Source organism: Nocardia sp. CA-145437 (assembly GCF_050956485.1).
Classification (GTDB): domain Bacteria; phylum Actinomycetota; class Actinomycetes; order Mycobacteriales; family Mycobacteriaceae; genus Nocardia.
This window is the reverse complement of the sequence record NZ_CP191204.1, coordinates 2,430,044-2,442,944: the sequence shown is the minus strand read 5'-3', so window position 1 is coordinate 2,442,944 and position 12,901 is coordinate 2,430,044. Positions and strand designations below refer to the sequence as shown.

General features: G+C 67.3%; 15 protein-coding genes. 8 read left to right on the top strand and 7 right to left on the bottom strand.

Going from position 1 to position 12,901, the window contains the following annotated elements; translation table 11 throughout:
• The gene (locus ACQPYY_RS10925) at positions 1-1,281 is read right to left on the bottom strand and encodes a lipase family protein (protein WP_433594620.1); all 1,281 of its coding nucleotides are present in this window, start codon (positions 1,279-1,281) and stop codon (positions 1-3) included.
• Between the two features lie 474 nt (positions 1,282-1,755).
• Here ACQPYY_RS10925 and ACQPYY_RS10920 point away from each other — a divergent pair, with 474 nt between their 5' ends.
• The 3 genes from ACQPYY_RS10920 (at position 1,756) to ACQPYY_RS10910 (ending at position 4,523) form a co-directional block, all read left to right on the top strand.
• Positions 1,756-2,760: an alpha/beta fold hydrolase gene (locus tag ACQPYY_RS10920; protein ID WP_433593637.1), complete on the top strand. Its 1,005-nt coding sequence runs from the start codon at positions 1,756-1,758 to the stop codon at positions 2,758-2,760.
• Complete coding sequence (locus tag ACQPYY_RS10915; protein WP_433593636.1) at positions 2,757-3,677, top strand: FAD-binding oxidoreductase; 921 nt, start codon at positions 2,757-2,759, stop codon at positions 3,675-3,677. Before ACQPYY_RS10920 ends, ACQPYY_RS10915 begins: the two co-directional genes overlap by 4 nt.
• A 129-nt stretch (positions 3,678-3,806) precedes the next feature.
• Positions 3,807-4,523 carry a hypothetical protein gene (locus tag ACQPYY_RS10910; RefSeq protein WP_433593635.1) on the top strand — a complete coding sequence of 239 codons (717 nt, stop codon included), beginning with the start codon at positions 3,807-3,809 and terminating at the stop codon, positions 4,521-4,523.
• 162 nt (positions 4,524-4,685) lie between these two features.
• Here the strand turns inward: ACQPYY_RS10910 and ACQPYY_RS10905 are convergent, their stop codons facing one another.
• The gene (locus ACQPYY_RS10905) at positions 4,686-5,882 is read right to left on the bottom strand and encodes a nitric oxide synthase oxygenase (RefSeq protein ID WP_433593634.1); all 1,197 of its coding nucleotides are present in this window, start codon (positions 5,880-5,882) and stop codon (positions 4,686-4,688) included.
• A gap of 311 nt (positions 5,883-6,193) precedes the next feature.
• Here ACQPYY_RS10905 and ACQPYY_RS10900 point away from each other — a divergent pair, with 311 nt between their 5' ends.
• On the top strand, positions 6,194-6,490 hold the full coding sequence (locus ACQPYY_RS10900) for a putative quinol monooxygenase (protein WP_433593633.1): 297 nt from the start codon (positions 6,194-6,196) through the stop codon (positions 6,488-6,490).
• A 40-nt stretch (positions 6,491-6,530) separates the two neighbouring features.
• On the opposite strand, the gene ACQPYY_RS10895 is transcribed toward ACQPYY_RS10900, so the two are convergent.
• Positions 6,531-6,740 carry a hypothetical protein gene (locus tag ACQPYY_RS10895; protein ID WP_433593632.1) on the bottom strand — a complete coding sequence of 70 codons (210 nt, stop codon included), beginning with the start codon at positions 6,738-6,740 and terminating at the stop codon, positions 6,531-6,533.
• 287 nt (positions 6,741-7,027) lie between these two features.
• On the opposite strand from ACQPYY_RS10895, the gene ACQPYY_RS10890 reads away from it, so the two are divergent.
• From ACQPYY_RS10890 to ACQPYY_RS10875, 4 genes are all read left to right on the top strand, one after another.
• The gene (locus ACQPYY_RS10890) at positions 7,028-7,345 is read left to right on the top strand and encodes a DUF222 domain-containing protein (RefSeq protein WP_379096020.1); all 318 of its coding nucleotides are present in this window, start codon (positions 7,028-7,030) and stop codon (positions 7,343-7,345) included.
• A 172-nt stretch (positions 7,346-7,517) separates the two neighbouring features.
• Positions 7,518-8,423: a class I SAM-dependent methyltransferase gene (locus ACQPYY_RS10885; RefSeq protein WP_433593631.1), complete on the top strand. Its 906-nt coding sequence runs from the start codon at positions 7,518-7,520 to the stop codon at positions 8,421-8,423.
• 39 nt (positions 8,424-8,462) lie between these two features.
• Positions 8,463-8,846 carry a hypothetical protein gene (locus ACQPYY_RS10880; RefSeq protein WP_433593630.1) on the top strand — a complete coding sequence of 128 codons (384 nt, stop codon included), beginning with the start codon at positions 8,463-8,465 and terminating at the stop codon, positions 8,844-8,846.
• Positions 8,843-9,208: a winged helix-turn-helix transcriptional regulator gene (locus ACQPYY_RS10875; protein ID WP_433593629.1), complete on the top strand. Its 366-nt coding sequence runs from the start codon at positions 8,843-8,845 to the stop codon at positions 9,206-9,208. The genes ACQPYY_RS10880 and ACQPYY_RS10875 overlap by 4 nt, the downstream gene beginning before the upstream one ends.
• Positions 9,209-9,775: 567 nt before the next feature.
• Here ACQPYY_RS10875 and ACQPYY_RS10870 read toward each other — a convergent pair.
• The 4 genes from ACQPYY_RS10870 to ACQPYY_RS10855 all read right to left on the bottom strand — a co-directional run bounded on the left by ACQPYY_RS10870 (position 9,776) and on the right by ACQPYY_RS10855 (position 12,825).
• Complete coding sequence (locus ACQPYY_RS10870; protein WP_379096008.1) at positions 9,776-10,558, bottom strand: maleylpyruvate isomerase family mycothiol-dependent enzyme; 783 nt, start codon at positions 10,556-10,558, stop codon at positions 9,776-9,778.
• 8 nt (positions 10,559-10,566) lie between these two features.
• Positions 10,567-11,193 (bottom strand): TetR/AcrR family transcriptional regulator, encoded by a 627-nt coding sequence (locus tag ACQPYY_RS10865; RefSeq protein ID WP_433593628.1) that lies wholly within the window; start codon positions 11,191-11,193, stop codon positions 10,567-10,569.
• 86 nt (positions 11,194-11,279) lie between these two features.
• Positions 11,280-12,197, bottom strand: a complete 918-nt coding sequence (locus tag ACQPYY_RS10860; RefSeq protein ID WP_433593627.1) for a LysR family transcriptional regulator — start codon at positions 12,195-12,197, stop codon at positions 11,280-11,282.
• Between the two features lie 232 nt (positions 12,198-12,429).
• Entirely contained in the window at positions 12,430-12,825 is a 396-nt protein-coding gene (locus tag ACQPYY_RS10855; protein WP_379095999.1) for an ester cyclase, read from the bottom strand.
• Between the last annotated feature and the right edge of the window lie 76 nt (positions 12,826-12,901).

The window sequence follows — 12,901 nt, the reverse complement described above, 5'->3', positions numbered from 1 at the left end:
TCAGGCTCCCGGGAATCCGGGTGGGAGCGGCTGGTAGTCGGCCTTGAAAGCCGGCCCGGGTGGCAGGCCGCGCAGGATGGCGCTGGTCCAGGCGGTGGCGGGGATCCAGCCGGTGACCGCGTTGACGATGTGCTCGGGCGCCGGGACGGTGTAGAAACGCAGATCCGCGCCGCGATTCCAGTAGGAGTCGACCGTGGGCAGGATGATGCTGGGTGGGATGAGCTCGTCCCACATGCCGTGCCACCACAGCAACGGCGTATCGGGAACGTGGCGGCCGATGCTGTTCTCCGCCAGCACTTCCGCGAATTCGGGCACGTCCTCGAGCTTGGTGGCGGGGTCTTTCAGATACTCGGTGACCGGGCGATAGGCGCCGGTGAGCGCGAGCGTGGCGTAGCAGCGATGCTGGACATCGGCGAGGATCTGACGGCCCTCGGGGGTCAGCAGTTCATCGATGCGCGGCGCAAGCTCGGGGTAGGCGCGTGACCACATGGCGAGGCCGATCCACGCGCCGAAGCTCACCGTCCCGGTGAGGCCGGGCTCGGGGTTGGTCGCGTAGCTCAGCAGGGACGTCAGGTTCGTCGGCGCGGCACCGAACGCTGAACCGAGCAGTCGCACATCGGGGGCATAACTCTGCCGGAGTTCCGCGGCGTGGATCGTGGCCGACCCGCCGCCGGAGTAGCCGTAGAGCGCGATCCCGGAATCGGCGAGACCGAGTCCGGTGTCGTTCTTCATCGCACGCAGGCTGTCCAAGACCATCTTGCCCTCGGCATCGGTGATCCAGGTGACAGCCTTGCCGTCATAGTCCGGGATGTTGATCGCCATCCCCTGTTCGAGCCAGTACTGCAGCAGCAGAGACTCTTTCATCGTCCCGACCTGCAGGGTGTGCGACGGGTTGCACGAGGAATCGGTGGAATCGATCGCCTCCTGGAACGACACCACCGGCCGCGGGCTACCGATCCACGGGATACCCGGCACGAGCACCGTTGTGGCGGTGACGATCGGATTGTCATGGTCATCGTTGGTCCGGAACAGCAATTGCTTCGTGTACACCGGGAACGGGATTCCGAGCAGCCGAGTCTGCACCTCCCGACTCCGCACGATCTGCCCGGGCGCGTAGTCGGCGAGGTCCGAAGGCTCGTCGTACCACGGATCCCGGTCCGGTACCGGAATCGGCAGCCGCCCATACAGATCCGGCTCCGCCGGCAACCGCGGCAGCTGGTTCTGATCCGGCGGGAACGACGGCGGAAACTCCGGCTCGGCCCGCGCCGCCCCCGCAGTCATCACGAGGCACACCGACAACGCCGAGAACATCGTTCGACGAATTCCAGTCCTACGCATCCAGACCTCCTGAGCAACCACACGACAAAGCTGTCTGGGACAGCCTCTCGTACTGTAAGCAGCCCACCGATCACGATCAACGGTGAATCTTCCAGCCCTCCCCCGGCCGAACTGTGCACTGTGCCCGGCCAGCCGAACAGCGCCCCTGCGGCCACCTCGTTCATCGAAACGGCCTCGAGCCCTTCGGCATCGGCGCGAGCGACCGCGGCGGCGATGCCCGCGACGGTCAGCCCCGGCTCGGGTCCGCGAGCGGGCTGCGGTTGTTCACCTCAGAGCAGGGCATGCAGGTCACGGGACTTGCCGTCGCCGCCGCGAGCCGTGTCGAGGGTTCCTCCGGACGTCTTGTGTTGACATCTCTCAGAACTGTTTATACCTTAAACACAAATGTTTAGGTCATACACAGTTTAAGGAGTCATCATGCGTATCCCGGGCTCGAAGTACGCTCAGCGACTGCGCATCACCACCGAGAACGGCATCGACGAAGCCGGGTTCGTGCGTATCGGCGGGATCGAGCAGTGGATCTCGATCCGCGGCGAGGACCGCGGCAATCCGGTGCTGCTCGAAATCCACGGCGGCCCGGGTGCTTCCAATCTCATCTACACCGGGCGCACCCGCGAGTGGGAGCGCCACTTCACTGTGGTGCGCTGGGACATGCGCGGCGCGGGAAAGACTTTCGGCCGGACCGGGCCCACCGGGCAGGGCGAGATGAGTCTGCGGCGACTGGAACTGGACACCCTCGAGGTCACCGCGCACATGCGCTCTCGGCTCGGTGTCGACCGGGTTGTTCTGATGGGCTGTTCGTTCGGTTCGTTCATCGCGCTACGCGTCGCCCGCGAAAACCCGGAGTTGTTCTCCGCCTATGTCGGCACCGATCAGAACATCAGTGACGGCGGCCGCGACCACACCGCCTACCGAGGACTGCTGCGACGCCTGGACGAATCCGGCAAGAACAAGGACTTCGCCGCCGTCACCGCCATGGGCGCAGACCGTTCGGCGTGGACGACCGAGCAGTGGTCGCACTACAACAAACACACCGTCGGCTCGGACCCCCTCACCTTCGACACCGTCAAGAAGGTCGTCATGGGTTCGCTGCTGACCTCACCGCTGCACTCCCTCGGCGAGGTCCGCACCTACATGAAGGCCATGGGCTTCTCCGAATGCCTTGCCCCGCAGTCGGTCACGATCGACGAATGGGCCGAGGGCACCGACTTCTCGATCCCGTTCTTCCTCTTCCAAGGCGAACACGACGTCATCACCCCGGCGCAATCGGCCAAGCGGTTCTTCGACGACGTCAGCGCCCCGATCAAGGAATTCGCCCTCATCGAGAACGCGAGCCACTTCGCGGCCTTCCGCCGGCCCGACCGCTTCCTCGACCTCCTGCTCACTCACGTCCGCCCCGCCCTCGACCTCGAGTGGGTGTGACCGGATACACCCTCGGCGGCGGATTCGGCTGGTTCGCAAGGAAATACGGGTGGGCGGCGAACGCGGTGCGCGCCGTCGAGATCGTCGATGCCGGCGGGCGACCGCAGCGAGTCACGGCCGACTCCGATCCGGAGCTGTTCTGGGCGTTGCGTGGCGGCGGTGGCGATTTCGCGATCGTCACCGGCCTCGAATTCGAATTGTTCGCGCTCCCCCGGCTCTACGGCGGGCGGGTGATGTGGTCGGCCGACCGCACCCGCGAGGCCTTCGACCTGTTCACCGATCTCACCGCCGGCGCACCCGCCGAGCTGTCGGTGTGGCTGCAGCGCTACCAGATTCCCGGCGCGGCACCGACCGTCGCCGTCGACTTCGCCTACCTCGGCGATCCTGTCGAGGGACAGCGCCTGACCCGTCGGCTCGACACGATTGACGGCATCATCGCCGACACCCGCGGCGAACTCGGCCCGGCCGAGATCGGCAAGATCACCGCCGAACCCACCGATCCGAGCCCGTCGCTCTCGCGAGGCGAACTGCTCACCGAACTCGGCGACGCGGTGGTGAAGACCCTCATCGACGCACCCGTCGCACCGCTGCTCAACGTGCAGATCCGCGGACTGGGCGGCGCACTCGCCCAACACCGGTCCGATGGCGGCGCCCGAGGCGCGGTGACCGAACCGTATGCGCTGTACCTGCTCGGCCTCGGATTGCCACCCCTACTCGGCGCCATCGGTGACCGCTTCGAGGAGATCATCGGCGCGCTCGGTCCGAGCGTCACCGGCGCCAAGCCCTACACGTTCCTCGCTCCCGGGGAGTCCGCCGCCGCGGCCTTCGATACGAACACCCTGGCACGGTTGCGGGAAATCAAACGAAACCGGGATCCGCACAACGTCATTCGCGCCAACTTCCCAGTCCTCGGCTGACCTTGCCGAGACCTCACCGCTGTCGCCGCTGACGAGCCTGGTCAGTGTGCGACCTCGGAAGATCACCGGGCGGACCGCCCGGCGAGTCGTGGTGAGCTCTGCTCGCCGACCCGGCCCATCGCATCATCGATGAGCTCCGGGGCGAGCTTCACAGCGGCAGCGAAACCACCTCTTGCGCTTGCCGGTACGGATAACCAGAGCCCAAGTGGATCGTCTAATATCCGACACGCCACCTCCGGCTTGCACATGCGAGGGAATGTGAAGACCGACTCGAAACGCGCTACTCCGGCCGACCACGACCTGGACCCCGGATTCTTCGACAGCGACGCCCAGCAGTCCGCGGATTGGCTCGCGTGGAGCGACCAGGCCGCGATCGATGATCGGCTCGAGTCGTTGTTCGGCGAGACGTTGCCGAGACTGGAAGCGGTACGGGGCAGCGATGGGCGTCCGTCCCTGGACGACCGGTTCAGCGTCGCTGCGTTCGACTGGGTCGTTTCACTGATCGACGTCGCCGTGCAGGACGAGGATGGGCATTACGCGGCCGAAAACAGTGATCTCGCGGAGCAATTCATCACCTATGTCGGCGAGTGGATGGTGCGGCGGATCGAGGGGGTTTGGTTCAACTCGCCGGGGAACGGGGTGCCGATCCTCGACGGGTTCGGCCCGGCGATCGGCTACAGGTGGTCGCAAGAATCCGCGAACGATCTTCTGGTGCCGCTGTTCATGATGGCCGTCGAAGCCGACGATGCGCCGTACGCGTACTTCGTGGACCTGTTGTACGGGCGCGCACTGGAGTTCACCGAGGAGCGGGACCGGCCGGACCTGAAAGCGGAGCTCCTCTCCTGACGGTGGGCGGATGAATCCGAAGAACTGGATGGTGCATGCGGTCCGGTCGCGCTGACCGAACCGGCCAGCGCGGGTCGGACACCCGTCGAGACGGCCAACCACTCTCCCGCCCGAGGGTCACCGTTGCGGGTGATCACCGAGGCGGGAGGTACGTCTCCGACGTCAGTGCCGTAATGACACCAGCTTCCGCACCCACGAACGCTTCGGATCCTCATCCGACTGCTCATCCGTCGCTGCGGATTCGACCGATGTGAAGGGACACCGGGACCCCGCTGCCGGGGCATCCGCGTCCAGCGGCGCCCGCCGTACGAAGGCCGGCCGCAGCCGGGGGTCCGGCGGATCGTAGTACCGGTGGAAGGTCGGGGTCAGACTCGCCGACAGCGGCGGGTTGATCCAGCTCCAATCGGCCGGGCAGACTCGGCCCGCATCCGCTTCGCGCTCGACGTGGTCGATGAACTGCTTGGCGACCGTATGGTGGTCGACCAGATGGACGCGAGACTGCTTGTAGCTGTGCAGGATCGCACGACTGAGCTCGACCAGCGCGCGGTCGCGCCACAATGTCCGCTCGTTCGAGCAGTCCATACCCGCGTGCTCGGCGATCCTCGGGAGCATGTCGTAGCGGTCGGAATCGCCGAGGTTGCGGCCGATCTCCGAGGAAACGTACCAGCCGTTGAACGGCGAACACGGATAGCTGATGCCGCCGATCTCCAGGTCCATGTTCGACACCGCGGGCACCGCATGCCATTTCAAGCGGAGGTCGCCGAACCAGGCGTGGTCGGGATGAGTCAGCGGAACCTCGAGGATGAGATCCGCGGGCACCGGGAACAAGTGCACTTGCCCATCGGGCGACTGGATGAGCAGCGGGAGCACATCGAAGCGACCCTTGCTGCGAGGCCGCCATCCTCTGGCCATAGCGAGATCGGTGAGTTCGACATTCGCGGGATCACCGAGCAGGCCGCCGGGAACTCGATAGCCCGCATACCGGATGAGCTGGGCGTTGAGAATTCGGAATGCCCGTCCTTCGGGATCGGCGGGAGGCCCGATGGTGATGAAGCAGCGGACCGCGCCGCCATTGGTGGCTCGGCGCAGATGCTGCCAGCAGGCCTGCGCGATGTCGGCCGCGGTGCGTGCGCTCCGCGCATCGAGGACTTCCAGTGCGCGCCAATGCTTTCGACCGACGCAACGATCGTGGTTGCGCCAGGCCAGCCGGGCGCCGACGCCGAGTTCGTCCACAGAGTGCCGGTAGGTGCCGGTACTCCGGAACTCGCGCAATGCGGTCTTCACCCGGTCGGAGGGCAGGTGCGCCAGTTCAGGGTGAGCGAAGAACTCCGCACACTCACGCAGCCGCTCACCATCCACGCCGGTAGCGGGTGGTGTGTCAGCGTGCCCGACCGCCGCCTCCTCGTGCTGCCGACCGGGCGCGGGTGTGCTGCTCCGCCGTGATCCAGATACTGCGGTGGAGATCGTCATGAAGTTGTCGCCTTCGTGCTCGATTCAATCTCGCCTGATATCCAGCCTCGGCCCCTTTCTGACTTCCTTTCCCGCCGCTGAATATCGCACACTTCGCCCGTGAGTTGCCGCGGTTTGCCGGTTGGGGGTCACCCGAGATGCCGCCGAGTACCACCCGGGCCGCGGGAAGAGATTCCCGTCGTGCGGGGTTGACCACGCCCATGACCGTCACCGCGATATCCACCCTGCAAGCTCGACCCGGTAAGGAAGATCTGGTGCGGGCGCAGGCGCTGTCGCTGATCGAGCCGTCGCTGGCCGAACCCGGGTGCTCGAGTTACCAGCCCTATCAGCACCCGACCCGACCCGGGAGCTGGGTCGTGATCGAAACCTGGGACAGCCGTGCGGCTTTCGAGGCACATCTGAACAGCCCGCACCTGCGGCAAGCCTTCGCGGCGGGGGCCGAGTTGTTGACCGGACCGCCCCGAGAACAGGTCTTCGAGGTGCCCGACTCGCTCTGAGGTCGTGTGATGGCCGGCTTATCGTCGGAGCGAGGCCGATCTACGCGAGGCAGATCAAGAACTCTCTGACGTTGACGGCGGGCGGGAGGATCCACGGTAGGCAGGGCAGGGCGGAGAAGCCGGCCATGGCTTCGGTCCGTTGCTCCGTTCCGGGGGCAGGCGCCGGGTCGGCTGTGGCCGCGCCCGCACCGGCGGTGATGATGCACGCAATCGCCAGGGCTGTTGCCAGCGCACTCGATTTCTCGGTCATGACAACCTCGCTGTCGTAGTACCGGCCGACCTCGCCCAGCGCACTCGATTGCGCTCGGACCACTGGACAGGTCGACCCGGCGGGACCGGAATGCTTCACCATCAATTAACCCGCCAACCAGGGATGTTCCGCAACTGGACCTGCTCGGACACCGGGATTTGGCCAACCCGGGATCGACCGAGCCCACGGGCCTCACCAACACTCCGTCGTAGCGCCGCCTGAACACGACGTGCCCGAACCCAACAAAAACTAGAACATATGTTCGAAGGTGGGATACCCTGCTTCCCGTGAAGACACCTTCGACTGCACTGGCCCAGGGCGCTCCAGCACGAGGATGGTCGGAACTGGCTGATGTCGACTTGCTGCGCACCCTCGTCGAGACCGAACGCCACCGGCGTCGATTGGGTGCGGCCATGGTCGCGGCCGTCGCCGAAGCAGAGCGGCGTGGCCTCGCCGCCGATACCGGCTACCGCGACACGGCGGAGCTTTTGAGTGATCTGCTGCGGATCAGTGCCTCCGAGGCGCGGCGGCGGATCGAATACGCCGCACCGCAGGTCCGCTCACGTTCCAGAAAGGCGTGGAGGGCGTTGACGGCGGCGAGTTGAGGTCGGCATCGCCGGCCCGGAGAGCTTTGCCCCGGAGTCGGCGGCGCGGTCCGCGACGCCACCCACCGACGGTGCATCAGCACCGCGATGACAGGACCCCATCGGCCCCGGTGTCGCTGATGTGGGTGAGTTCGCGGGTGCTCACGCGGTGTTCGTGAGTAGTTTCTCGGGTATGGACAACGAGGGACCCAGCCGGACCGCGCTCGTGACTGCCTACGCCCGCGCCTACCATCAAATCGCTGACCGGCCAAGGATTCTCACCGATCCGCTGGCGGCACGGCTGCTGGGTGTCAGTGTGGACGAACTGACCGAATTCGGGCAGCCCGCGGAGGATCGTCCCGGGACTGATACGGACTCCGGAATTCTGCGGCTGGGGGTCAGTGATCGGCCGCGCCGCTTGTTCTTCGCTGCTCGTTCCCGTTTCGCCGAGGATCGTGTGGCCGAGGCCGTCGCTACCGGCGTGCGGCAGGTCGTGATCCTCGGCGCGGGCCTGGATACCTTCGCCTACCGCAACCCCCACCCCGGTCTGCATGTATTCGAGGTCGACCATCCCGCCACCCAAGCCTGGAAACGCCAACGCCTCGCAGCATCCGGCATCGACCTGCGCGAGCGGTTGACGTTCGCGCCGGTCGACTTCGAAACCGACTCACTGGCAGCACGATTGGAAGCCGCCGGATTCGTCCGGACCGATCCGGCCGTGTTCGTGTGGCTCGGTGTCGTCTTCTATCTGACTCCCGACGCCGCCCGCACCACCCTCGACTACATCGCCGGCCAATCGGAGCCGGTCGAGGTGATCTTCGACTACCTGCTGGCCGCGGACACCGAGGAGGAGCGCGCGAAGCTGCGGGCGCGCGAACATCGAGCGGCAGCGGTCGGCGAACCCTGGCTCAGCTATTTCACTCCCGACGGCCTCGCCGCACAGTTGCGCGCGATGGGCTTCACCGACGTCGAAGACCACTCCGCCACGGACCTCATCGCCGGATACCTCGATGGATCCGCGGAATTCGAGGGCGAACCACCCCAGGCACTGCGCCCGGTCCGCCTACTGCGGGCGAGCCGCCACCGCATCCGCGCCTGATCTCCCCGATCCGTCCGGCCGTGCCTCTAAAATAGAGGCATGACCGAAAGTCTCATACTGCCGGTGTGGCAATCGAAAAACCCCACGCGGCTGCCGGACCTGCTCGCCGAGGAGGCGACGTTCTCGAGTCCGGTCGCCGACTACCACGGCCGGGCTCGCGCGGCGCACCTGCTCGCCACGATCGCGACGGTGCTCGACTCGGTGCACCAGACCCGGCAGTGGACCGACGGCCGGGAGGGGATGTTCGCCTTCACCGCACGATTCGCCGACCAGGAACTCCAGGGAGTGCTGAGGGAAGAACTCTCCGAGGACGGCCACCTCACCCACGTGACGCTGTTCCTGCGCCCGTATCGGGCACTGCGCGCGGCCATCGCGGAAATGGCGCGGCGACTGGAGGATTCACCCGCGCCGCAGGAGATGTGAACGTGGCGGCCGGAACGCCGCGCCCGGGAAGCCCGGTCCGCGGATCGACCACCGGACGCCCGATCATGGCCCTGTTCGACCTGATCGGGCGACGCTGGACACTGCGGGTGATCTGGGAACTCGATCAAGCCCCACACCCCCTCACCTTCCGCGACCTGCGCACCGCATGCGGCGACCTCTCCTCGAGCGTGCTGACCCGCCGGCTGGCCGAGCTCGTCGAAGCGCGGCTCGTCGAACACGAGGAGGGCTACCGGCTGACCAGCGCCGGGCGCGAACTCGTCGAGCGGCTCGCACCACTGACCCAGTGGGCGCAGGAGTGGCAAACGACGACGGACGAGTCGACACCCCGCGCAGCGCGGTAGCCCAACACGCCGAACCCACACTCACCCCGAACACCGAGTGGCACAGGATGGAGGTGAAACTGGACAAACCCCTCCAGGATGTGCCGCTCGGCGGCTGGTGGTGCGGGGTGGACTGCTTGGGGGCTAGAGGTTTCGTTCGGCGCGTAGGCAGCCGATGGCTTTGACACCCGCCGCGTGGCTGTCGCGTTGCTCGGCGAGCGCGTACTAGTCAGCGCGGGTCGAATCCGGCGGAGGTGGGGATCGGCCAGTGCCCGGGGTGAATACTGGCCGATCCGGTTACCTCACTGCCGCTGTCCGCGCGCCGAGCTCAATCAGCTTGCGACAGTGGGGTCTTCGGGTGGGTGCCGCCGACCGTGGGGGTCGGGCCCGGTGGTCGGCGGCGCCCGGGTGCCTCATTCGGGGTGAGGCGGTGCGAGCGGGAGTTGGGGGTCACTCGCATGGGAAACGGTAGAGATCGGGCGGGCGGAAGGGAAACAGCTATTCGGGCGCAATTCATCAATGGCCGTTGTCAATTGCCGGTGTGCAGGGCGGCGGCGGTCGGGCCGGGCTGCATGCACTGCCGGAGGGTCAGAACGGGACCTGGGTGCTGAGCGGGGCGGGGGTGGTTCCTCGGCCGGAGAGGGCTCGGCAGAATTCGATGGCGTCGAGTTCGAAGGCTTCGCCGTCGGGGTCCGGGGAGGTCCAGGTGCCGCCGGCGGGGCCGGTGAGGGTGAGGCGGTAGGGCTTGTCGTGGCGGGCCGCCCATTCGCGGACCACGTCGTCGATGATGCGGCCGTCGTGGTCGGCGGTCAGGGCGAGGGGGCGGCCGGTGGCGCGGCTGAGGTCGATGCGGTGCATCCACGGGTCGCGGGTGAGGACGACGTCGATGAGGTAGCCGAGGGTCCATTGTTCACGCTCGCCGTTGACCAATTCCGAGCCCGCCATCGGGCGGCGGCGTAGGAATCCGGGGGTGCGGCGGCGGCCCTTGGCGGCCTTCGGGCCGATCCGGTAGAGGTCGGCCACCAGTTCGGCCGGTGTGTGCCTGCCGAATTCGCGGACCTGGAGGGCGGTGAGCGCGTCGACCATCTCGGCCTCCCCTCCGAGCCGTTTCTCCGCGATGCGCATCTGGCGGCGGCTCTCGAAGGGTGAGGAGGCCATCGTGGCCATGCCCACCACGTGCGAGACGAGTTGGTGCACCGTCCATTCCGTGCATTCGGTGGGTCGTTCCCAGTCGCCCGGGGCGAGGGCGGCGACCGCGTCGGCGACGCGGGTGTATTCGTCGGCCGCGAGGCGCATGGCGTCGGGGCGGGCGATTCCGGGCTGGAGCGGCGTCTCGATGGCGCCGCGCACTGTGGTCTGGTTGTCACGCATGGCTTCCCCTAATGCGGTTCGGGCCCCGATGTTTCGGAGTCCGGCGGCAGGCCCACGCCGTCGGCCCACATCTCCACGGCCCGATCCAGCAGGCGGCGACGGGTGTCGCCGCCGGGATCATTGGCCAGCTGCTGATCCACCAGGCCACCGATGATGGCGAAGAGGATCTCCACGTCGTCGCGGTCCGCGACCCCGGCCGAGCCCAGCAGGTCGATCGCCTGCTGGACGGTCCGCACCGAGGGCGCGAACGCCTCCTCGGACGGAACGAAGCCGGGGATCGTGCGCTGATTCATCAACTGGTAGCGGGCCAGGTCCGCCACCGAGTACTCGAAGAACGATCGCGCCATGACCCGGACCCGGCCCCGCGGGGAGTCCGGAAGGTCCCGCAGCTCCCGCCCGGACACCTGCTCGTACTCCAGCCAGGCCGAACCGAACATGGCGTCATAGATGGCGTTCTTGGAGGCGAAATGCGTGTACAGCGACGGCGCGCGCATCCCGACCCGATCGGCCACGGCCCGCAGCGTGAGCTGCGCCAGGCCGTGCTCGCGGGCCACCGACCACGCGACATCGAGAATCTCCCGCCGAGTCGCCTCACGACGTTCGGCTTTCCTATCGCGCGTAGTTTCGCCTAACACAGTTAGGAGTGTGAGCCGGGTCACGCCAGAAGTCAATAGCCGGACGACATGAGAGGCGGCCGGCGCGGTGTCGACATCGGCCGGACTCAGTCCGACGCGCAGCCCTCCGAGCGCTCCGAGACGAGGCGGAGGCCTCCGGAGAGGGCGTCCGCCATGGTGTGCAGCAGCGGGTTCCGGGTGGCGGTGCGCCAGGCGGCGGCGTAGGTGATGACCAGGGGGCGCGGGTGAAGGGGACGCCACACCAGGCCGGGGACCGAGGCCGTGCGGGACGAGCCGACTCCGATCGACTGCGGCCGCAGGGGCAGCAGTTGCAGCATCTGGGCGTGGCTCATGGCGCTGTCGCTCAACACCACCGACGCGCCCCGCTCACGCAGCTGGGCCAGCACCGAATCGTGGACTTCCGGGGCCGCGTCGCGGGCGAACATGATGAGCTCCTGCTGCCCGATGCACGCCGGTTCCACCGAAACCGCCGCGGCGAGCGGGTTTTCGCGAGACATGACGATGCCGAGCTCCTCGTCGGCGACGGGGGTGCAGGTGAGGTGGTCGGCCAGGCGGACCGGCAGCCGCAGAACCGCGAGATCCACCTCGTTTCGATCGAGCAGCCGCGCCTGATCGCCGCTGGTGCCGGTGGTCAAGGCGACCCGGACGCCTGGCTGGCGAGCTTTCACCAGCGCCTCGATCCGGCCGGGCAGCCAGGGCGGCGCGCCGTTCACGATGCCGAGCCGGAACACCGCGTTGCCCGGCTGCGCCACCGCCCGCGTCTCCCGCACCGCGATCTCGGCCGCTTCCAGCACATTTCGCGCCGACTTCAGCAACACCTCCCCCGCCGCGGTCAACTCCACCCCGTGATTGCCACGGATCAGCAGCGGGCCGCCCACCTCCCGCTCGATGGCCCGGATCTGCTGGCTCAATGTCGGCGTCGAGATGAACAAGCGTTCGGCCGCCCGCCGAAAATGCAGCTCCTCAGCCACCGCCACGAAGTACCGCAACTGCCGCAATTCCACCATTGAACTGTAGGCGTCCACGCCGCCCACGGGACCGCGACGGGGCATGGGTTCGCGATATCGCGACCGGCGTGGGGTCGGACTGGACGACGCGCCGCCGTGCGCATACCGCGACTCTCACCCCCGGCGAGCGACTCGGCCCGTGCCCACACTCCCGCCAGTAACGCCACCTGCGCTCACACCCCGCAAGCGACTCCACCAGCGCTCACACCCTCACGAGCGACTCCGCCGACTACGCCCAGCCCGGGTGCGGGGCGGGCTGGGTGACGGTGGCCCACCGCTCGGCGATGCGACGACCTTGGAAGCGCCAGAGCACGAAGCCCTGAAAGGTCATGGGCTGACCGGTGTTCCGGTCGGTCCAGCGCCAGATATTGCGGCACATGACCTTGTCTCCCTCGGCCAGCATCTCCACCACGGTGACATGCAGACCCGGCAGCGCCTCGTACATGCCGAGCATCATCTTCTCGTCGCCGATCAGGTCGGTCGGTTTCCCACCGGGGCCGTCGTGATCGAGGAAGTCGGGGGTCATGTTGCGGTGGATGACGGCGGCATTGCGCCGGTTGACGAATTCCTCGAAATGGTCCGCCACGAACTGCTTCATGGAATCGAGGGAGAGGTCGGTGGGCATGTTCGCCTCCTCTGCACGGCCGGACGACCATTCCATGGTGCCGCCCGATCGCTCACGCGGGTAAGCGATTGGGCGG